Below are 18,937 nucleotides of genomic sequence, written 5' to 3'. Positions count from 1 at the left end.
GAGTTGCTGACCACCTGTCCTGACCTGAGACCTCGAGGGGCGAACAACCAAGGCTGATGTCGACACCACACCACCTCTCAGACCGCTACGAGCTCGGCGAGACGCTGGGCTTCGGTGGCATGTCCGAGGTGCACTTCGCACGTGACGTGTTGCTGCACCGCGACGTCGCGGTCAAGGTGCTGCGTGCCGATCTCGCCCGCGACCCGTCGTTCTACCTCCGGTTCCGTCGTGAGGCGCAGAATGCGGCGAAGCTGAACCACCCGACCATCGTGCAGGTCTTCGACACCGGTGAGGCCGAGACCGAGGACGGCCCGTTGCCGTTCATCGTGATGGAGTACGTCGACGGCGACACGTTGCGGGACATTCTGCGCGCCAACGGTCCCATCGCTCCCCGTCAGGCGATGACCTGGATGGCCGACGTGGCGGCCGCGATGGATTTCTCCCACCGCAACGGCATCGTGCACCGGGACATGAAGCCGGCGAACGTGATGATCGACAAGTCCGGCGCGGTCAAGGTGATGGACTTCGGCATCGCGCGGGCGATGAGCGATTCGACGTCGACGATGACACAGACGTCGGCGGTGATGGGCACCGCGCAGTACCTCTCGCCCGAGCAGGCACGCGGCATCAAGGTCGACCCGCGCAGCGACATCTACTCGATGGGCTGCGTGCTGTTCGAACTGCTGACCGGCGAGCCGCCGTTCACCGGGGACTCACCGGTCGCGGTGGCCCACCAGCACGTCCACGAGGATCCGCCGTGGCCGTCGCATGTGCGTCCCGAGATCCCGCGCGAACTCGACTCCGTCGTCCTCAAGGCGATGAGCAAGAACAAGGAGAACCGCTACCAGTCGGCGGCGGATCTGCGCGCAGACCTGATCCGCGTGCTCGCCGGTGGCAAGCCGTCGGCGCCGATGCTGTTGTCCGACGAGGAGCGCACCGAATTCATCGACACCGGGCCGCGGCGAGCGGCCCGCGCGGAGACCGGCGGACCGCGACGCGCCGTCCCCGCCCGCCCCGAGAACGGTGCCGGGGGCAACCACCGGCGCGGCCAGGATGACGACGAGACCCCGCGGCATCGGTCCCGCTGGTTGATGGCCGGCGCGATCGCCGCCGTGGTGCTGCTGGTCGGCACGCTGTTCCTGTGGGCGCCCTGGAGTTCGGGTTCGGACCCGGAGGTGTCGGTGCCCGCCGTGTCGGGGCTGAGCTCCGACGACGCGCGGGCATCGCTGGATCGAGCCGGATTCAGGGTGCGGGTGCTCGAGGAACCGAGCCTCGACGTGGAGGCGGGGTTCGCCACGCGGTCGACGCCGGGCGAAGGTGTGCTCGCGGCCAAGGGCTCCGAGGTGGCCCTCTACATCTCGTCGGGTCCCCAGCGAGTCCGCCTACCGTCGGACCTGGTCGGCAAGTCGCCGGCCGAGGCCCTCGACGCACTCAAGGTCCTCGGATTCACCAATGTCAGGTCCGAACGCGTCGACTCGGCGATCGACATGAAGGACAGGGTCGTCTCGACCGCCCCGAAGATCGGCACGGAGGTGCCGGTGAACGGCGCGGTTGTCCTCAACGTGGGCAACGGGCCCAAGGAGGTCACCGTCCGGGACGTGGTCGGCATGCCCGACGACCGTGCCCGTGCGATCCTCGAAGACCTCGGCATGGACGTGGTGTCGGTGGCCGCCGACTCCGACCGGCCTGCCGGTGAGGTCATCAGCACCTCGCCGGGCCCCGGATCGACGACCCAACAGGGCAGCACCGTGCAGATCACGGTGTCGCGCGGCAACCTGTTCACGGTCCCCAATCTGCGGGGCAAGACCCCGGCGGAGGCTCAGGGCGAGCTGGCGCGGGCCGGCTGGGAGCGGTCGACGCTGACGCGTCAGACCCGCAACGTGCCGCTGGGGAGCCCCGACGACGGTCGCGTCATCGGGCAGGAACCGAACCCGGGATCGAAGGCGCGCAAGAGCGGGTCGATCACCATCGTCGTCGGCCAGGCCAGCCTGCTGCCGAACTGAGCGCCGGCGATCAACCGATCGCGGTCGCCATCTCCGCCTCGAGCGCGGCGACCCGGGTCTCGTCGATCTCGATTCCGCAGACCTTGAGCCAGTTCGCGAGCATCCGATGCCCGCCCTGGGTGAGGACACTCTCCGGATGGAATTGCACACCGTGGATCGGCAGCTCGCGGTGGGACATCGCCATGACGATGCCCGACTCGGTGCGCCCGGTGACGACGAGTTCGTCGGGGATGGTCTCGGGGAGGACCGTCAGCGAGTGGTAGCGGGTCGCGGTGAACGGATCCGGCAGGCCCTCGAGGACGCCCTTGTCGTCGTGGAAGACCAGTGAGGTCTTGCCGTGCAGGAGTTCGGGGGCGCGGTCGACGGTGCCGCCGAACGCCGCGCCGATCGCCTGATGTCCCAGGCAGACCCCGAGCAGCGGGAGTTCTTCGGCTGCGGCTGCGGAGACCATCGGCATCGTGGCGCCGGCGCGCTGCGGGGTCCCGGGGCCGGGACTGAGGAGGACACCGTCGAAACCGGCGACCGCCTCGCGGAGGTGTTCGGTGTCGAAGGGGGACAGTCGCGGGTCGTCGTTGCGCCAGACGACCGCCTCGACACCGAGCTGACCCAGGTACTGGACCAGGTTGTAGACGAAGCTGTCGTAGTTGTCGACTACCAGGATGCGACTCACGTTCAAGAGGCTACCGCTGAAAGTGGGTGCTCCCGTCGGCGACCTGGTGAGATACCGTAGAACTCGAGTGTTTTCCAACCGTGGGGGGACGTGTGTCCGCCTCCCGCTCGCGTACGACCGCTCCGGCGGTGCAGCACAACAGAGGAAGTCATGCCCAAGTCAAAAGTCCGGAAGAAGACCGATTACACGATCAACCCGGCGAGCAGGACGCCGATCAAGGTCAAGACCGGTCCTTCCAGCACCATCTATGTGGGTGCGATGCTCGGTCTGATGCTGCTCGGGCTCGCCTGGCTCGTCGTCTATTACCTGGCCGCCACGCCCACCGCCTACGGCTCCGAGGGTCAGGTTCTCCACTGGATGGCCGAACTCAATTCGTGGAATTTCCTCATCGGTTTCTCCCTGATGGTGGCAGGCCTGTTGATGACAATGCGGTGGCGCTGACGTCCACAGCCCGGTCCTTCACCTAGTGAAAGCATCTGACCTGCGAAATCACATCGATGTAAGTTATCCACAGTGTGGAAATAACATGTGTGTAAGTTCTCCCCACTGTGAGTAACTCCTGTGGATAACTCTGCTGAGCTCTACACACAGGCGTGGGCGACGCCCCGCGCGGCCGGCATCGCGGGCTGCGTCGGCGGCGTGATCCTGCTGGCCGCCGCCGTCGTCGTCTCCGCCGATCCGGCCGGGTCGGTGCTGATGGGTGTCGCCGGGGTGCTGCTGGCGGCCCTCGGGGCCTACACGTTGCTCGTCCGGCCCCGGCTGGCGATCTCCGACGGGGTCCCGCCGACCCTGATGATCCGCACGTTGGGCGGGCGACGTACGTACACGCCGGACCGCGTCGAACGCATCCGGATGTTGTCGTTGCGCAGGGTCGGGCGCCGCGTCGGCCAGCTGGAGATCGACGTCCTCGCCGACGACGCGCCGTCGATACCGCCCGCACCGGGCGGTGCCCCACGCGAGGACACCCGTCTCGTGGTGTTCAGCCGGTGGGATCTCGGGGCCGACCTGTTCTCCGTGGTCGACGCATTGCGCGCCGCCGGGTTCGTCGTCGACGACGAGTAGCGGTCCGGGCCCGAGGGCTCAGCGGATGTAGGTCAGCCCGTCGTAGGAGAGGCCGGCACCGATACCGAGGCCCAACGCGACGACGAGAAGCGCTGCGAGCGCGATCCATCCGACCCGGCTCGCGGCCTGTGGGGTTCGGCGACGCGCCGGTAGCACGAGGCCGGGTAGGTACACGATGGCTGCGGTGGCGGCCGCGCCGAAGGTGAGCCCGCCGAGGTGGCCGAGTACCGAGATTCCCGGTAGCGAGAACGAGAGCACCACGTTGAATCCGATGATCAGGAGCACCGGGACCGGGGACACGCGGGATTTGAGGATGATGACGAGCATCGCGCCCATGAGGCCGTAGATGGCTCCCGAGGCACCGGCGGTGAGCGCGGCGTCGTTCTCGAAGAGCATGACCGCGGCACTGCCGCCGAAGAGGGCGATGAAGTACACCGCGAGATAGCGGGCGACGCCGAGTGCGGGTTCGACGGCGCGACCGAGAATGTAGAGCGACAGCATGTTGACCGCCACGTGCGTGACGCTGAAGTGCAGGAATCCCGAGGTCAGCAGGCGCCAGTACTCGCCGGCGGCCACGTCGCTCTTGAGGAGGTCGCCGTTGGCGAACAGCGCGGCTCTCCCAGGATCACCGACCCCTGCCTGCGCGATACACAGCGCGTAGACGACGAAGTTGACGGCGATGAGGGCGTAGGTCGCGTACGGCCGGTCGGCGACCAGGCGGGTGGGCGTCATCGACCCGACGCCCCGGCCTTGCGGGCCGCCGAAGGCCGGTGCCTGCTGGACGCCGTCGTTGCGGAGGCACTCGAGGCAGTGCTGGCCGACCGCGGCCGGACGCAGGCACTCAGGACACGCCGGCCGCCCGCACCGGGTGCAGGACAGGCCGGTGGGACGGTCGGGGTGCCGGTAGCACACCGCCCGATGCGGGGCGGTGTGCTCCGGGAAAGTCAGATGACCTCGATCTTCTCGATGACGACCGCGTCGAGCGGGCGATCCTGACGATCGGTCGACGTGGTCGCGATCGCGTCGACGACCTGCTGCGACGCCGGATCGGTGACCTCACCGAAGATGGTGTGGCGACGGTTGAGGTGCGGGGTCGGGCCCACGGTGATGAAGAACTGCGAGCCGTTGGTGCCCGGACCGGCGTTGGCCATCGCCAGCAGGTACGGACGATCGAACTGCAGCTCGGGGTGGAACTCGTCGCCGAACTGGTAGCCCGGTCCGCCCATGCCGGTTCCGGTCGGGTCGCCGCCCTGGATCATGAAGCCGGGGATGACCCGGTGGAAGACAGAGCCGTCGTAGAACGGGCCGGAGTTTCCGCCGGACGCGTTCGGTTTGCTGTATTCCTTGGTGCCCTCGGCGAGGCCGACGAAGTTCTCGACCGTCTTCGGCGCGTGGTTCGGGAACAGGTCGACCTTGATGTCGCCGCGGTTGGTGTGGATGACTGCGGAGGTTTTCTGTGTAGTCACCCCTCCATCCAACCACTTGTCGTGTAGCGGAGGTTCGGAGATGCCCTCGAGGTGCGGAAACGCGCCGGGCCGAGGTGGCATCGACGGTTCCCGACTGGCACTCTGGTCCCCATGCCCAAGAACTATCTTCTCGCAGCACTGGGTGTGCTGGCGGCGTCGCTCACGGCCGGGATCGGCGTCGTCGTCCTGCGTCGCGCGCGGCAGGATCCGCCCCCCGTCGCCCCGACCGTTCCCCGCGTCGAGGAGATCCGCAAGGCGCTCGCCGAGAGCACGGAGTCGCAGGCGTCGTGACACCCCGGTTGCTGCCTCCCACCGACCCCGGCACGACACACAGGTAAATTTGGACACGTGACCTCTGACGACGAGCGCTCTCCGAACCCGCCCACCGACTCAGGTGGTGCGGCCCAGCGGGCCCGCGAATCGTGGTCGACGCCCGACGAGACGTCTCCGTCGAGCAGCCCGGCCCCCTGGGAACGGGTGCCCAGCGCGCCGATCAGTGCACCCGGATCCCCCGGTCCCGACCGGACCGACGCCGATAGTGCTGATCGAAGCGGGCCGCGGGCGGCGTTCACTCCCCCGCCCGGCGCCTCGACCCGTCCCGGTCCTCCCCTTGGTGGGCCGCGACCGTCGCAGCCGCAACGCCCGGCCGGACCGCCCCCCACTGCGGGGCCCGGCGCGCCGTTCGGCGCCTACACCAGCGGTGCTCACACGAGCGGTTCGCACAGCAGCGGTTCGCACGCCAGCGGGCCGGTCCCCCGCCCGAACGTTCCGGGTGGGCCCCGCCCAGGTGGTCCCGGACCGGGTGGTCCCGGACAGCGGCCTCCTGCCCCCACCGGCGGGCCCTCCACCAATGGACCTGCGGGGCACCGGCCGCCCCCGGGGCCTCGCCCCGCGCCGGGTGGCCCGCCGATGGGGAACAACCATCCGCTGCAGGGCAATCGACCGTTCCGGCCCACCGACAACACGGGCCCCACGGGTCCCCCATCGGGCCGTCCGGGACCGGTCATCACCCCTCCGGGTGAACGCTCGGATCCGTTCTTCGACACACCTCGGGGCGTCGGGCCCTCCGAGTCCCGGCCGGCCGGCCCCGACTCTCCGCGCACGGCCGGCGTCTCCGGCGGACTCCCCGACAAGGCCGGTCACGCCGACGACAAGACCCGTGATGAGGACGACGCCGCGGAGAGTACGGCCACGTTTTCACCGGTGTCCCAGGCATATTCAGCAATCGAACCCACCCATCAGGAACCGGAGGACAATGTGGTTCCGCAATCCGGCACCGGTCCACGCCTCAATCGAACGGCGTTGTGGGCGTTGGCGTTCTCGCTGCTGGGAATCACCTTCGTCGTGGGTCTCGTCCTGGGTTACCGCGCGCGGTCACAGATCCTTCGGAGCCGCGAGACGGGGCTGCCCTACGCCACCGCCGCGATCTGGCTGGGCTGGGCCTACCTCGGGGTACTGGTGTTCGGCCTGATCGTCTACGGCTGGATCCTGTTCGCCGCCTGAGCCGATCGTCCGGGACACAGGCGGACTCAGAAGTAGCCGTTGCCCGGCAGTGCGGTCCCGCGTCGGGCGAGTGCGTTCGCCGTCTCCACGTGCCGGGCCGGACAGGACCGCATCCCGCGCCACGTGCGCCGCCGCGTCGATCTCCCCGATCCGTTCCAGCAGGATCGGGTCGAGGCGCGGGTCCGGCGACGGTGCGTGCTCGAACGTGCGCGTCCGGGAGGTGAGCAGCGCGACCGCGTCGTCGGACACCGACTGCAGGATGCCCGCGATCAGCGCCTGGAGGAACAGCTGCAGCAGTGGGCCGTCATTCGCGGTCGGCGGGCCGTCCTCGTCGAGGTCGATGTACTCGAGGATGTCCTCGGCGGTGACCCGCACCTTCCGGAGATGCGTTGTGCCGGTTCCTGTCCGATGCTGGCCGATGCCGTCCCAGTCGTCCACCACGCTGACCCCGGCGCGGTCGATCGGGAGAACCACCTTCACCAGGCGCGGTCTCAGGGCCATCGTCTGCGACGAGCCGGTCTCGGCCCTCGACGTGTCCATCCAGGCCCGCATCCTGGATCTTCTCGCGCGTCTGCAAACCGAAACCGGTGTGGCGCTGGTGTTCATCTCCCACGACCTGGGTGTGATCCACCATGTCAGCGACGACATCGCGGTCATGCGCGCAGGCGAGGTGGTGGAGTACGGCACGGCCGACGCGGTCTTCGACGACCCGCAACATCCCTACACCCGCGAGCTGCTCGCGGCCGTTCCGCGGATCGAGGTCGGCTGAGTCCCGATCGCGGCGCCGTTCGGATCGCGAGGTCGTTTGGATAGCGGGGGCCTCGGGCATGGTGGAGAGATGCCTGACAACGACGACCCCACCTGGACATCGACCGACGCCGCACTCGAGGAGGACCCCGACATGCCCGCCGATCAGCACAAACCGCGGACAATCTTCCCCGGCGAAGACGACACTCCTATCGGTGAGACCGAGCGCATCGCGGAGGAGAAGGGTGCCTACGACGCCGCTCCTGCCGCCGATCATTCGGATCAGGGACATGCGCTCGGCGGTTCGGAAGGCACCGCCGAGGGCCAGTGACAGCGGGGAAGAGTGACAGCGGGGAAGAGTGACAGCGGGGAAACCCGCCGATGGGAGAGGTGTGATGGGTGATGTCACCCGAACGATCGTGCTCACCGGGGCCAGCGACGGCATCGGGGCAATAGCCGCCCGGACGCTGGCCGGTCCGGGGACCGACCTCGTGGTCGTCGGCCGTTCGGCCCGGAAGCTGGCCCCGATCGCCGCCGAGACGGGCGCGACCCAGTTCACCGCGGATTTCGCCCGGCTCGACGAGGTGCGCGATCTGGCCGCCGAGATCAACTCGTCCGTGGGCGCCATCGACGTCCTGATGAACAACGCGGGCGGCACCTTCAACCCCTCCGACCGGACGGCCGACGGACACGAGCCGAACTTCCAGATCAACCATCTGGCGCCGTTCCTGCTGACCAACCTGGTGCGGGACCGTCTGGCCGCCGCCGACGCCTCACTGGTGCTCAACACGTCCAGCGTCGGCAATCTCTTCGGGCATGTCGATCTCGACGACCTCGACTTCGAGAAGCGACGCGCACTGGGCCTGCGGACCTACGGCACGGCCAAGCTCATGAACATCCTGTTCACCCGAGGGATCGCCCAGCGCTGGACAGCTGACAGGATCTATTCTGCCGCAGTGCATCCCGGCCCGGCGGCGACCAGCTTCGGTCGCGACTCACGGTTCGTCGGACTCGCCTACCGGTCACCGTTGACCCGACTGGTGACGATCACCCCGGAGCAGGGCGCTGCACCACTGATCGCCCTCGCCGAGCGCGGCGCCGACCCCTCGGTCAACGGTGTGTACTTCAGCCGTCACCGGGCCAACGGCCGGGAGAACCGTCAGGCGCACGACCGGTCACTCATCGACGGACTGTGGCAGCGCAGCGCCGAACTCACCGGCCTGGCCTGACCGCGGAGCGTTGCCGCCGGCGGCCTGACCTGCGTCGTGGCCGGGGCCGCGAGCGGCGTCTACGTTGGCGGGCGGGGCACTGACGCACGCGACGCATCGGTCCGGACGGATCGACGTCCCACGACGAAGGAGGCTCGAGATGGCCCGACAGATTCTCTTCATCATGACCGGCGCCGACCACTGGACGCTGAACGACGGCTCGAGTCACAAGACCGGGTTCTGGGCCGAGGAGGCCGTCGCGCCCCTCGAGGTCTTCCGCGCAGCCGGGTACGAGGTCACCGTCGCGACGCCCGGCGGGGTCCGTCCACCGGTCGACGAGAACAGCCTGAGTGTGGACAGCATCGGATCCGCCGACCGTGCGGCCGAGATCCGGCACGTCGTCGAGACGGCACCGGAACTGCAGAAACCGATCTCCCTGTCCGACGTCACCATCGCCGATTACGACGCGGTGTTCGTCCCCGGCGGCCACGGACCGATGGAGGATCTGGCGGTCGACGCCGACGCCGGCGCGCTTCTGGTCGACGCGGATCGAGCCGAGCTCCCCATCGGGGTGGTGTGCCACGGACCCGCGATCCTGCTCGCCGCGACCGACGGCGACGGGGTCAACGCCTTCGCCGGCCGGACCGTCACCGGGTTCAGCAACGCCGAGGAGCAGCAGGCCGGCCTCGCCGACAAGGCACCATGGCTGCTCGAGGACCGTCTCACCCAGGCGGGTGTCAAGGTCACCACCGGCGACCCGTGGGCGGTTCACCTCGAGAGCGACGGCAACCTGCTGACCGGCCAGAACCCGGCGTCGTCGGAGTCGCTCGCGCGCGCCGTGGTCGACCGCCTGGAGAACGCCTGACTCACCGGTCCAGTAGCGGACCGATCAGTCCGGCAACAACCCGTCGACGAGGGCCGCGACGATGCCGTCGATCGGTTCGTCGGGCAGAAGTGGGCCGGTCAACTGGTCCAGGAGCAGCCCATCGGTCGCGTAATGGAACAGCGCGATGTGTCGTGCGTCGCCCGGTAGTCCCGCCTGCTCGTTGAAGGCGACGTCGCCGGCGAAACCCGCACGACGCCATTCGACGATGATCTCGGCGACCTCGGGTCGTCGGATCCCTTCGAGCCGGAGTTCGAGCAGGGCGATGGTGACCTCCCGGTTCGCCAGCAGCCGGTCGACGATGTCGCGCAGATACTCGGCGAAGAGTTCACGAGTCGGCGTCAGTCCGGCACGCTCGGCGACGAACTCCGCGCTGGGCGCGAGCCGCTCACCGATGCGTTCGACCAGTCCCGTCAGGAGGTCGGCCCGGCTGCGGAAGTAGTTGGTCGTCGTGCCGACCGGCACCCCGGCCTGCCGGTCGACCGCCCGATGGGTCAGGCCACGAGCACCGGCTCCGGCGAGCACCTGGATTCCGGCGTCGGCGAGCGCGCGACGGCGGTCGTCGTTTCGGACCATGCGGAAAACACTAGCCCAACCACTACACCTGGTGTAGTTTTCCAACCACTACATCTGAAGTGATTGGAGCTCTCATGCGAGAACTCGTGTACTACGTGGCCGTCAGCCTCGACGGATACATCGCCGGCCCGGAGGGGCAGTTCGACGCGTTCCTCATCGAGGGCGACCACATGGCCGGCGTCAACGAGCGCTACGCCGACACCATCCCGACCCACATCGCCGAGGCGCTGGGGATCGACCAGCGCGGCGGCAGCTTCGGTGCGGTGCTGATGGGTGCCGAGACCTACGCGGTGGGCCTGCCCGATGCACCGAGCCCGTACCGCCATCTGGACCAGTACGTCGTCACCCATCGCCGGCATGATCCCGCCGGCGGCGTGACGTTCACCGATCGTGATCCGGTCGAGCTGGTCCGGGAGCTGAAAGCGCAGGAGGGACGGGACATCTGGCTCTGCGGGGGCGGCAACCTCGCGACGCAGCTGATCGACGAGATCGACCGTCTGGTGCTCAAGCGTCAGCCGCTGCTCTTCGGGAACGGTATCCCGCTGTTCGCCCCCGGCACCTACCTGCCGAGACTCCTCGAACGCATCGCGTGCCGGGACTTCGCCTCCGGGGTCTCGATGGTCGAGTACGCGGTGCGGTGAGTGCTCTGTGCGGTGAGTGCTCTGTGCGGTGGGTGCTCTGTGCGGTGGGTGCTCTGTGCGGCTCGCGGACTCAGCGCTCGTGGGTGTGGGCCACGAAGACGTCGCAGTGCGCCCGGCTCGCCACATCCCGCGCGATGCTGCCGAGCACCCTGGCAAGCCCCTGGACCCGCTTGTTACCGACGACGATGATGTCGGCGTCGTGCTCCTCGGCGACTCGCACCAGTACCTCACCGGGCTTTCCCTCGACCGCGTACGGCGCCAGCACGAGGGTCTGATGCCGGGCCTGTAACTCCTTGGCCACCCCGACGGCCTTCTCCTCGGCGTCGGCCTCGGTCGAGCGGACGAGTACCTCGCTGCCCTGCCGGAGCCGCTCGACCTCGAGATGCTCGTAGGCGCAGACCACATGGAGCTCCGCGCCCAACCCGTGCGCGAGTTCGGCCGCGCGTTCGGCCGCGCGCGTGGCCTCCGGACTCCCGTCCACGCCGACAACGATCCTCTTCATCGCGATCCCCTCTCTGTTCACCGCCGGCAGGGCCGCCGAAGACCGAGGGTTGTGGCCCTCGGTTCGGTCCCGACGTGTTTCTCGACAAGACCCGTTCGATACTCTACTTTCTATAGACTATGACATCCGAGAGATTCGCCGTTCCGGTATGCCACGAACACCCCTCCCCACGGGTCACGCTCCTCCGGATCGACCGGCCGCACCGGCGCAACGCCCTCGACGCGGAGACGATCAAGCTGCTGAAAGCCGGGCTCGAGGAATCCGCGCGACGCAGAGACGCGGCCGTGGTGATCACCGGAGGTGACGAGTTCTTCTCCTCGGGCGGCGACGTGGCCTCGATGCCCGGACCGGAGGACGGCGTCTTCGGTCCCGCCGCGCGGCTGTCCCTCATCCATGACCTGGTGACATCGATGGTCCACGCCGACCAGCTGATCATCGGGGCGGTGGAGCGCTACGCCCTCGGTGCCGCGTGGGGCATCGTGCTGGCCTGCGATCTCGTGGTCGCCGCAGACAACGCCTACTTCAAGGCCCCGTTCGCCGCTCGTGGCATGACCGCCGACGCCGGGACCGCCTACCACCTCCCCCGCCGGCTGGGTCAGCAGCGCGCGGCGGCCCATCTCTACCTCGGCGAGCCGCTCACCGCCGCCGATGCCCGCACCGCCGGTCTCGTCACCGAGACCGTGGAGGCCGGGCACGCCACCGCGCGAGCCGTCGAACTCGCAGCCGCCCTCGCCGCCGGGCCGATTCAGTCGAACGCCATCACCAAATCGCTTCTCGCCCAGGATCGGGCCGACCTCGCCGGGTTCCTCGCCAACGAACGAACCGCGATGTCCCTCGCCGGCCACGGCGCCGACGCCCGCGAGGGCCAGACCGCGTTCCTCGAGCGCCGGGAGCCGAACTTCTTGTGACACAACAGATCACCGGCTACCCGCCGATCGACCGACCGATTTTCCCGAACGATCTGTCCGACAACCGACCCCGACCGGAAGGCCTTCCATGACCGAACTCCTGAACGACAAGACCGCAGTCATCACCGGCGGCGCCCAGGGTCTCGGCCTGGCGATCGCCCGGCTGTTTCTCGAGCACGGCGCGCGTGTCGTCCTCGGCGACCTGAACTCCGACGCCGCGCGGGCAGCTGCCGAGGAACTGGGCAGCGACCGGGCCCGCGGCGTGCGGTGCGACGTCGTCGACGCCGCTCAGGTGCAGAGCCTGATCGACACGGCGACAACCGAATTCGGTTCGCTCGACGTCTTCGTCAACAATGCCGGGATCACCCGTGACGCCACGATGCGCACGATGACCGAAGAGGATTTCGATCTGGTGATCTCGGTGCACCTCAAGGGCACCTGGAACGGCACCCGGCTCGCCGCGGCGAAGATGCGCGAACAGAAGTCGGGCGCCATCGTCAACATCTCGTCGCTGTCGGGCAAGGTCGGCATGGTCGGGCAGACCAACTACTCCGCCGCCAAGGCAGGCATCGTCGGCATGACCAAGGCCGCGGCCAAGGAGATGGCCCACCACGGTGTGCGCGTCAACGCCATCCAACCCGGCCTGATCCGGTCGGCGATGACCGAGGCCATGCCGCAGAAGGCCTGGGATCAGAAGATGGCCGAGATCCCGATGCAGCGAGCCGGGGAACCGCACGAGGTCGCGGGGGCCGCATTGTTCTACGCGTCGTCGCTGTCGTCGTACATGACCGGGACGGTGGCCGAGGTGACCGGCGGCCGGTTCATGTGACCGCACCCCACCCGCAAGAGAACAGCAATCGAGGAGATCCATGAACGACGCCGTCATCTGTGAACCGTTGCGCACCCCGATCGGCGGATACGGCGGTGTGTTCCGCCCGTTGACCGCGGTCGACCTGGGGGTCTCGGTGCTGCGCGAACTCATCGCCCGGGGGTTGCCCGCCGATGCCGTCGACGACGTGATCCTGGGACACTGCAACCCCAACAGCGAGGCTCCGGCGATCGGGCGCGTGGTCGCACTCACCGCCGGGCTCGGAGTCGAGGTGCCGGGCCAGCAGATCGACCGCCGATGCGGTTCGGGCCTTCAGGCCGTACTCAACGCGGCGATGATGGTGCAGACCGGTGCGGCGCGCGTCGTGGTCGCCGGCGGCACCGAGAGCATGAGCAACGTGCCGTTCTACACCACCGACGCCCGGTGGGGTGCCGCCCGGACCGGGATGACCATGCACGACGCCCTGGCACGCGCCCGCACCACGGCGGGCGGACCCGACTACCCCGTGCCCGGCGGGATGATCGAGACCGCCGAGAACGTCCGGCGCGACCACGGCATCACGCGTGAGGAACAGGACCTGCTGGCGGTGGAATCCCACCGCCGCGCGGTGAGTGCCCAGGCCTCCGGCGCGTTCGCCGAGGAGATCGTGCCGGTCACGGTGCCCTCCCGGCGCGGCGACACCGTCGTCGACACCGATGAGCACCCGCGTGCCGACGCGAGCCTCGAGTCGCTGGCCGCCCTCCGGCCGATCATGGGTCGTTCCCTCGACGACGCCACGGTCACCGCCGGGAATGCCAGCGGCCAGAACGACGCCGCGGCCATGTGCGTGGTCACCACGCCGGAACAAGCGGCGGCACTGGGTCTCCGCCCGCTGGTCCGGGTGGTCTCCTGGGCCGTGGCAGGCGTCCCCCCACGCACGATGGGCATGGGCCCGGTACCGGCGACCGCGGCCGCACTCGAACGTGCGGGGCTCACGTTGGCCGACATGGATCTGATCGAGCTCAACGAGGCGTTCGCCGCACAAGCCCTCTCCGTGATGCAGGAGTGGGGGTTCGGGGAACGCGATCGTGAGCGGGTGAACGTGCACGGTTCCGGCATCTCGCTTGGCCATCCGGTCGGCGCCACCGGAGCTCGCCTCATCGGCACCCTGGCCCGCCAGCTCACCCGCACCGGCGGCCGCTACGGATTGGCCACCCTGTGCATCGGCGGCGGTCAGGGACTGGCGGCGGTCGTGGAAAAGGTGAGCGCTTGACCACATCCGGTCCGGTCGTCGTGCGCACCCGGGAAGAGCTCGACGCCCTCGTGGGGGTCGAGCTCGGACCGGGACCGTGGTGCATGGTCGACCAGGAACGCATCGACCGGTTCGCCCTCGCCACCGGTGACGACCAGTGGATTCACGTCGACCCCGAACGTGCCGCCGACGGTCCGTACGGCTCGACCATCGCGCACGGTTATCTGACGTTGTCGCTGATGTCCTCGCTGGCCACGGACCTCTACCGGTTCGACCTCGGAAAGGCCCGCCTCAACTACGGCCTGGACCGGGTGCGGTTCCCCGCCCCGGTCCCGGTGGACAGCCGGGTTCGGTTGCGCTGCACCATCGCCGGTGTGGCGCCGCGGGACGACGCCCTCCTGGTGCCGATCGACTTCACCGTCGACCTCGAGGGCAGCGAACGACCTGCGTGCGTGGCCCGCAAGATGTCGCTGGTCCTGCTCGCCTGACGCACCACCGACGACAAGAAGGGCCGACCAGGTGGTCGGCCCTTCTCGTTGTTGTCGGTGAACGCCTGTCCGAGGCGGTCGTGTCAGCCGCTGAAGGCGAAGGCCTTGTTCCAGCGGGTCACGATGTCCTGACCGCGCGTCTTGGCGTCCTCCGGGGTGTAGACCACGAACTTCGGGTCATCGGCCCTGGGGAGCTGGTACTGGCCGGTCGCGATCTGCTTGATGTCGGTGCGCGAACTGACGAAACCCTGTGCGGCAGCGAACTCCTGGGCCGACTGGGACATGGTCCAGTTCATGAACAGCTGAGCAGCCGGGTTGTCGGCGCCCGCCTTCGTCAGTCCCTGCATGTTGAAGGTGCCCGACACACCGGACGCCGGGACGACGAGCTCGACGGGGGCTCCGGCCTTCTCCGAACCGTAGGTGCTGTTGAAGCCCAATGTCGCAGCCTCGATCTCGCCGCGGGCCAGTGCTTCGAGCTGCACCGAGGTGGTGTCGAAGAACCGCGGGTTCTGGGCGGCCAGACCGGCCCAGTAGTCTCCGCCGAGCACGCGGTCCTGGAAGTCGGCCAGGCCCTGCACGGTGCCGCCGGCGCCCGCGTTCACCACACCCAGCTTGCCCTTCCACTTCGGGTCGAGCAGATCATCCCAGTCGGCGGGTGCGTCTTCCTTCTTCACCGCCATGTCGTTGTAACCGAACGCATATGCCGAGTAGTAGGCGGTGTAGTACTCGCCGTCCTCCCAGACCACGTCCTTCATCTCGGCCAGCCGGTCGTAGTTCGCCGTCCGGTACGGGGTGAAGACGCCGGCTTCGGCGAAGCCCTCGGCGAGAACCGGATCGGTGATGGTGACGACACCCGCACCGAGCCGGCCCGCGCCGTGCTCACTCAGCACCCGCTCGTTGAGCTTGCCCGAGGGCAGACGGGTGACATTGATGTCGACGCCGGTCTCGGCCTTGAACCGGGCGGCGGTGAGCTCGGCGCTCTCCTTGCCCGACCCGGTGTACCAGGTGACCGACTGCGCGCGGGCGGCCTCGAGCAGTCCGGCGTCGGCGATCACCTCGTCGTGGATGACCAGGCCGTCGGAGTCGTCGACGGTGGGCATCGGGAGCATCTCCTCGGTGAGGGCGATCTCCTTGGAGTTCTCCGCGCCGCCGTCGCTGCCGCCGCAGGCGACCAGCGAGACGCTGAGGGCCAGGGCGGCCGCTGCGGCGCCCCATCGGGTGAGTTTCATTGTCTGGCTCCTTCTTCGAGCTGGGTCTCGGGGTTGAGGGATCACTGCCGGGCGAGTCGGCGAGGGATGTAGGACAGGACGAACATGAAGGCGGTGTAGATCACGCTCATCGCGGCTGCCTGCCGCAGAGCACCGCCGTTCTCGAAGGCGTCGTAGATCGCGATCGAGAGGATCTCGGTGTCACTGGTGTAGAGGAACAGCGGCACGGTCAGCTCCCGCATGCTGAGCATGAGCAGCAGCAGGAACGTCGAGAGCAGGCCGACCTTCATCAGCGGGACGGTGATCCGGGTGACCGCCGCGGTGCGTCCCGCACCGAGCATCACCGCGCTGTCCTCGAGGTCCCGGTCGGTGGCCATGATGGAGGAGGCCACCCCGCGGAATCCCTGGGGAGACTGGACCGCGATGAACGCGACCACCAGGACCGCCAGAGTGCCGTACAGCGGGACCGGCAGGACCAGCCACGTCCACAGCAGACCCATACCGAGAACCACCGCGGGGATGGCGAGCGGCATCATCGAGACCGTCTCCACCAGGGTGCGCCCGGACGCCTTCGAGCGGTACACCACGTATCCGCAGAGGAAGGCCAGGACTGTGCCCGCGGTGGCCGCGAAGAGGCTGACCACGGTGCTGTTGAGTGCGGCCTCGCGGAACCCCGACGACCCGAGCACCTCGCCGAAGGAGCTGAAGTCCAGACCCCCGGGCTCGGTGAGCTGGCTGATCGACGTCATGTAGGGCGAGGTCTGGCCTGCGGCGACCACCAGCGCGAGGATCGGCAACACAATGGACAGGCAGAAGAACACCAGGGTCAGCAGAAAGACCGGGATACGGGCCTTGCCCAAGGCGAACTTCTTGGCGCGCACCCCCTTTCCGGTGACGGTGGTGAAGGAGCGTTTCTTGAGCGCCCGGTTCTGCAGCCACGTCACGAGGACGACGATCGCCACCAGCACCACCGCGATCGCGGCGCTCTCGTTACCGCGCGACGGTGTCGCGTTGAGGAGCCGGAAGATGTAGGTGGGCAGCGTGTCGACGCCGCCGGGGGTACCCAGCACCTGCGCGACGGGGAAGTTCTCGAAGATCAGCGTGAAGGTGAGAATCGCCGACCCGATGATCGCCGGCAGGGCCAGCGGGAAGGAGATCCGGCCCAGCATGCGCCGCGGGGTGGCGCCGTGGATACGGGCCGCCTCCTCGAGGTCGGGGCTCATCAGCGACATCGCGCCGTGGACCAGCAAGAAGGTGTACGGCGAGTAGTAGATGGCGAAGACGAACATCATCCCGGGCAGGGAGTAGACGTCGAGCGGCACCGACAATCCGAGGTCACGCTGCGCGATGTTGAGCAGTCCCGCGGTCGGGCTCCCCAGGATCGACCAGGCCAGAGCTCCCACGTACGACGGCAGGAACAGCGGCATCAGTCCGATCATGTAGACGAACTTCGGCACCGGGATGTCCGAGCGGGCGGCCAGGAAGGCCAGGCCGCCACCGATCGCGCAGGCGAGCAGTGTCGCGCCCACCGCCAGCACCATCGAGTTGGCGAAGGCACCCTGGACCTCGGGGCCGGAGAAGATCCGGAAGTTGTCCAGGGTCAGGTCGAAGCTGATGTTGCCGGGCCGCGGCACACCGTTGCTGAACGCGGCCAACAGAACCAGCGCCGCGGGTATCAGGATCAGCACCGCGAGGATCACCAGCAGCGTGCCCGAGGCCAGCCACCGCTTGCGCCACGGCAGGGTGGACCGCCCGGCGGACGTCGGTTCCGGCGCGGCAGGCGTCTGCGTCTGCGGCTCCGGGGTCATGAGGGCCATGTCAGGAGTCCTTTCCCGGAACGGGAACCTCGCCGGGGAGCACCCGGACGTGCTTGGGGTCCACCTCGACGACGACGCGGTCGTCCTTGTGGAGCAGACCGGCCGCCTCCTCGTGGCTCTGGACCTCGATCACCGGGCCGGCGTCGAGGCGCACCGAGCAGCGCGCGAAGGATCCCTGGAAGACACTGACCTCGACCCGGCCGGGCCACGTGTTGGGCCGGTCGGACACGCCGCCGTCGTCCAGCGACCGCAGACGCACGTGTTCGGGACGGACACACACGCTCAGATCGCTTGTGTCACTCGGGAGTTCGGTACCGAATGCCATCTCAAGGTCATGTTCTCGGAGCCGGAGCCGGTCCACCCCGCCCTCGGGCGGCCGGACCGAGAAGATGTTGGACACACCGAGGAACGCCGCGATCGATGCCGACGCCGGCGCGCGGTAGGTCTCCCAGGGATCCGCCAGCTGCGAGATCCGGCCGCCCTGCATGATCGCGATCCGGTCTGCCAGCGCCAGCGCCTCGCCCTGGTCGTGGGTGACGTAGATACAGGTGAGTCCCAGCTCCAGCTGCAGCCTGCGCAGTTCGACCCGAAGATCCTCTCGCAGACGGGCATCCAGGTTCGACAGGGGCTCGTCGAGGAGCATCACCGCGGGTTCCATCGCGAGGCTGCGCGCCAGGGCGACGCGCTGCATCTGTCCGCCGGACAGCATGCTCGCGCCGCGCGACGCCAGATGCGCCAGTCCGACCAGTTCGAGGGTCTCGATCGCCTTCGTCTTCGCCTCGGCCTTCGGCCGCTTCTTCATCTTGAGCGGGAACATCACGTTTTCCAGCACCGTCATGTGCGGCCACACCGCATAGGACTGGAACACCAGGCCGACGTTGCGCTTGTTGGGCGCCAGGTTGACCTTGCGTCCGGCGTCGAAAACCGTTGTGCCGCCGATTGTTATCGAGCCGCCGTTGGGATCCTCCAGGCCTGCCACGCACCTCATCGTGCTGGTCTTGCCGCATCCCGACTGCCCGAGCAGTACGAGTGATTCACCGTCCTCGATGTCGAGGTTCAGGCTCTTGACGGCGGTGAAGTCACCGAAGGTGAGCGTGAGATTGTCGATGCACACATCCATGAATTCACTGCCTCCTGCGAGGATAGGGACTTGAGTTGAGTCGTTGTCCGACCGGAGGCCGGGGGTGGGCCGGGG

The 18,937-nt window shown here is 68.4% G+C and carries 21 protein-coding genes and 1 pseudogene; 14 read left to right on the top strand and 8 right to left on the bottom strand.

Features of this window, described 5'->3' with window-relative positions:
* Nucleotides 1-56: 56 nt before the first annotated feature.
* Entirely contained in the window at nt 57-2,003 is a 1,947-nt protein-coding gene (gene pknB, locus H1R19_RS00195) for a Stk1 family PASTA domain-containing Ser/Thr kinase (protein ID WP_219850285.1), read from the top strand.
* 10 nt (nt 2,004-2,013) lie between these two features.
* Here pknB and H1R19_RS00190 read toward each other — a convergent pair whose 3' ends face one another.
* Nucleotides 2,014-2,673, bottom strand: a complete 660-nt coding sequence (locus H1R19_RS00190) for an aminodeoxychorismate/anthranilate synthase component II (RefSeq protein ID WP_219850284.1) — start codon at nt 2,671-2,673, stop codon at nt 2,014-2,016.
* Nucleotides 2,674-2,823: 150 nt separating this feature from the next.
* Between H1R19_RS00190 and crgA the strand changes: the two genes are divergently transcribed.
* A complete protein-coding gene (gene crgA / locus H1R19_RS00185; RefSeq protein WP_188330633.1) occupies nt 2,824-3,114 on the top strand; it encodes a cell division protein CrgA in 291 nt (96 codons plus the stop codon).
* Between the two features lie 120 nt (nt 3,115-3,234).
* The gene (locus H1R19_RS00180; protein ID WP_219850283.1) at nt 3,235-3,735 is read left to right on the top strand and encodes a PH domain-containing protein; all 501 of its coding nucleotides are present in this window, start codon (nt 3,235-3,237) and stop codon (nt 3,733-3,735) included.
* A gap of 18 nt (nt 3,736-3,753) precedes the next feature.
* On the opposite strand, the gene H1R19_RS00175 is transcribed toward H1R19_RS00180, so the two are convergent.
* Nucleotides 3,754-4,467, bottom strand: a complete 714-nt coding sequence (locus tag H1R19_RS00175; RefSeq protein ID WP_188330631.1) for a rhomboid family intramembrane serine protease — start codon at nt 4,465-4,467, stop codon at nt 3,754-3,756.
* A 212-nt stretch (nt 4,468-4,679) separates the two neighbouring features.
* Nucleotides 4,680-5,201 carry a peptidylprolyl isomerase gene (locus tag H1R19_RS00170; protein WP_188330630.1) on the bottom strand — a complete coding sequence of 174 codons (522 nt, stop codon included), beginning with the start codon at nt 5,199-5,201 and terminating at the stop codon, nt 4,680-4,682.
* 111 nt (nt 5,202-5,312) lie between these two features.
* On the opposite strand from H1R19_RS00170, the gene H1R19_RS00165 reads away from it, so the two are divergent.
* The 6 genes and pseudogenes from H1R19_RS00165 (at nt 5,313) to H1R19_RS00135 (ending at nt 9,524) form a co-directional block, all read left to right on the top strand.
* Entirely contained in the window at nt 5,313-5,492 is a 180-nt protein-coding gene (locus tag H1R19_RS00165) for a hypothetical protein (RefSeq protein ID WP_188330629.1), read from the top strand.
* Between the two features lie 618 nt (nt 5,493-6,110).
* Nucleotides 6,111-6,704 (top strand): DUF4190 domain-containing protein, encoded by a 594-nt coding sequence (locus H1R19_RS23095; RefSeq protein WP_223205450.1) that lies wholly within the window; start codon nt 6,111-6,113, stop codon nt 6,702-6,704.
* 499 nt (nt 6,705-7,203) lie between these two features.
* Nucleotides 7,204-7,473 (top strand): annotated as a pseudogene (locus H1R19_RS00150) (ABC transporter ATP-binding protein); the annotation flags it as partial.
* 69 nt (nt 7,474-7,542) lie between these two features.
* On the top strand, nt 7,543-7,782 hold the full coding sequence (locus H1R19_RS00145; protein WP_219850282.1) for a hypothetical protein: 240 nt from the start codon (nt 7,543-7,545) through the stop codon (nt 7,780-7,782).
* Between the two features lie 64 nt (nt 7,783-7,846).
* Nucleotides 7,847-8,680 (top strand): SDR family NAD(P)-dependent oxidoreductase, encoded by an 834-nt coding sequence (locus tag H1R19_RS00140; RefSeq protein ID WP_219850281.1) that lies wholly within the window; start codon nt 7,847-7,849, stop codon nt 8,678-8,680.
* Nucleotides 8,681-8,819: 139 nt separating this feature from the next.
* Nucleotides 8,820-9,524, top strand: coding sequence for a type 1 glutamine amidotransferase domain-containing protein (locus H1R19_RS00135; protein ID WP_219850280.1), 705 nt, complete (start codon nt 8,820-8,822; stop codon nt 9,522-9,524).
* A gap of 24 nt (nt 9,525-9,548) precedes the next feature.
* Here the strand turns inward: H1R19_RS00135 and H1R19_RS00130 are convergent, their stop codons facing one another.
* Nucleotides 9,549-10,118 carry a TetR/AcrR family transcriptional regulator gene (locus H1R19_RS00130; RefSeq protein WP_219850279.1) on the bottom strand — a complete coding sequence of 190 codons (570 nt, stop codon included), beginning with the start codon at nt 10,116-10,118 and terminating at the stop codon, nt 9,549-9,551.
* A gap of 74 nt (nt 10,119-10,192) precedes the next feature.
* Between H1R19_RS00130 and H1R19_RS00125 the strand changes: the two genes are divergently transcribed.
* Nucleotides 10,193-10,759, top strand: coding sequence for a dihydrofolate reductase family protein (locus H1R19_RS00125; RefSeq protein WP_219850278.1), 567 nt, complete (start codon nt 10,193-10,195; stop codon nt 10,757-10,759).
* 70 nt (nt 10,760-10,829) lie between these two features.
* On the opposite strand, the gene H1R19_RS00120 is transcribed toward H1R19_RS00125, so the two are convergent.
* Nucleotides 10,830-11,261: a universal stress protein gene (locus H1R19_RS00120; RefSeq protein ID WP_188330623.1), complete on the bottom strand. Its 432-nt coding sequence runs from the start codon at nt 11,259-11,261 to the stop codon at nt 10,830-10,832.
* 119 nt (nt 11,262-11,380) lie between these two features.
* On the opposite strand from H1R19_RS00120, the gene H1R19_RS00115 reads away from it, so the two are divergent.
* The 4 genes from H1R19_RS00115 (at nt 11,381) to H1R19_RS00100 (ending at nt 14,717) form a co-directional block, all read left to right on the top strand.
* Nucleotides 11,381-12,169 carry an enoyl-CoA hydratase/isomerase family protein gene (locus H1R19_RS00115; RefSeq protein WP_219850277.1) on the top strand — a complete coding sequence of 263 codons (789 nt, stop codon included), beginning with the start codon at nt 11,381-11,383 and terminating at the stop codon, nt 12,167-12,169.
* 88 nt (nt 12,170-12,257) lie between these two features.
* Nucleotides 12,258-12,998 carry a 3-oxoacyl-ACP reductase FabG gene (gene fabG, locus H1R19_RS00110; RefSeq protein WP_219850276.1) on the top strand — a complete coding sequence of 247 codons (741 nt, stop codon included), beginning with the start codon at nt 12,258-12,260 and terminating at the stop codon, nt 12,996-12,998.
* 40 nt (nt 12,999-13,038) lie between these two features.
* Entirely contained in the window at nt 13,039-14,250 is a 1,212-nt protein-coding gene (locus H1R19_RS00105) for an acetyl-CoA C-acetyltransferase (RefSeq protein WP_188330620.1), read from the top strand.
* A complete protein-coding gene (locus H1R19_RS00100) occupies nt 14,247-14,717 on the top strand; it encodes a MaoC family dehydratase (RefSeq protein ID WP_223205418.1) in 471 nt (156 codons plus the stop codon). Before H1R19_RS00105 ends, H1R19_RS00100 begins: the two co-directional genes overlap by 4 nt.
* 83 nt (nt 14,718-14,800) lie before the next feature.
* Here the strand turns inward: H1R19_RS00100 and H1R19_RS00095 are convergent, their stop codons facing one another.
* The 3 genes from H1R19_RS00095 to H1R19_RS00085 are packed head-to-tail and all read right to left on the bottom strand — an operon-like array spanning nt 14,801 to nt 18,862.
* Nucleotides 14,801-15,946, bottom strand: coding sequence for an ABC transporter substrate-binding protein (locus H1R19_RS00095; RefSeq protein ID WP_219850275.1), 1,146 nt, complete (start codon nt 15,944-15,946; stop codon nt 14,801-14,803).
* Nucleotides 15,947-15,987: 41 nt separating this feature from the next.
* Entirely contained in the window at nt 15,988-17,742 is a 1,755-nt protein-coding gene (locus H1R19_RS00090) for an ABC transporter permease (RefSeq protein WP_244970813.1), read from the bottom strand.
* Between the two features lies 1 nt (nt 17,743).
* Nucleotides 17,744-18,862 carry an ABC transporter ATP-binding protein gene (locus tag H1R19_RS00085; RefSeq protein ID WP_188330617.1) on the bottom strand — a complete coding sequence of 373 codons (1,119 nt, stop codon included), beginning with the start codon at nt 18,860-18,862 and terminating at the stop codon, nt 17,744-17,746.
* Between the last annotated feature and the right edge of the window lie 75 nt (nt 18,863-18,937).

Source organism: Gordonia jinghuaiqii, from assembly GCF_014041935.1.
GTDB classification, from domain to species: Bacteria; Actinomycetota; Actinomycetes; order Mycobacteriales; family Mycobacteriaceae; genus Gordonia; species Gordonia jinghuaiqii.
Note: the sequence above shows the minus strand (reverse complement) of the source record. Positions and strands in the feature narration are given on the sequence as shown.

What these genes read in the sequence shown, in the direction of transcription:
- pknB (WP_219850285.1), top strand. Translation starts at nt 57, where the DNA reads ATGTCGACACCACACCACCTCTCAGACCGCTACGAGCTCGGCGAGACG.
- crgA (WP_188330633.1), top strand. Translation starts at nt 2,824, where the DNA reads ATGCCCAAGTCAAAAGTCCGGAAGAAGACCGATTACACGATCAACCCG.
- H1R19_RS00175 (WP_188330631.1), bottom strand. Translation starts at nt 4,467, where the DNA reads ATGACGCCCACCCGCCTGGTCGCCGACCGGCCGTACGCGACCTACGCC.
- H1R19_RS00165 (WP_188330629.1), top strand. Translation starts at nt 5,313, where the DNA reads ATGCCCAAGAACTATCTTCTCGCAGCACTGGGTGTGCTGGCGGCGTCG.
- H1R19_RS23095 (WP_223205450.1), top strand. Translation starts at nt 6,111, where the DNA reads ATGGGGAACAACCATCCGCTGCAGGGCAATCGACCGTTCCGGCCCACC.
- H1R19_RS00145 (WP_219850282.1), top strand. Translation starts at nt 7,543, where the DNA reads ATGCCTGACAACGACGACCCCACCTGGACATCGACCGACGCCGCACTC.
- H1R19_RS00140 (WP_219850281.1), top strand. Translation starts at nt 7,847, where the DNA reads ATGGGTGATGTCACCCGAACGATCGTGCTCACCGGGGCCAGCGACGGC.
- H1R19_RS00135 (WP_219850280.1), top strand. Translation starts at nt 8,820, where the DNA reads ATGGCCCGACAGATTCTCTTCATCATGACCGGCGCCGACCACTGGACG.
- H1R19_RS00130 (WP_219850279.1), bottom strand. Translation starts at nt 10,118, where the DNA reads ATGGTCCGAAACGACGACCGCCGTCGCGCGCTCGCCGACGCCGGAATC.
- H1R19_RS00125 (WP_219850278.1), top strand. Translation starts at nt 10,193, where the DNA reads ATGCGAGAACTCGTGTACTACGTGGCCGTCAGCCTCGACGGATACATC.
- H1R19_RS00120 (WP_188330623.1), bottom strand. Translation starts at nt 11,261, where the DNA reads ATGAAGAGGATCGTTGTCGGCGTGGACGGGAGTCCGGAGGCCACGCGC.
- H1R19_RS00115 (WP_219850277.1), top strand. Translation starts at nt 11,381, where the DNA reads ATGACATCCGAGAGATTCGCCGTTCCGGTATGCCACGAACACCCCTCC.
- fabG (WP_219850276.1), top strand. Translation starts at nt 12,258, where the DNA reads ATGACCGAACTCCTGAACGACAAGACCGCAGTCATCACCGGCGGCGCC.
- H1R19_RS00105 (WP_188330620.1), top strand. Translation starts at nt 13,039, where the DNA reads ATGAACGACGCCGTCATCTGTGAACCGTTGCGCACCCCGATCGGCGGA.
- H1R19_RS00095 (WP_219850275.1), bottom strand. Translation starts at nt 15,946, where the DNA reads ATGAAACTCACCCGATGGGGCGCCGCAGCGGCCGCCCTGGCCCTCAGC.
- H1R19_RS00090 (WP_244970813.1), bottom strand. Translation starts at nt 17,742, where the DNA reads ATGGCCCTCATGACCCCGGAGCCGCAGACGCAGACGCCTGCCGCGCCG.
- H1R19_RS00085 (WP_188330617.1), bottom strand. Translation starts at nt 18,862, where the DNA reads ATGGATGTGTGCATCGACAATCTCACGCTCACCTTCGGTGACTTCACC.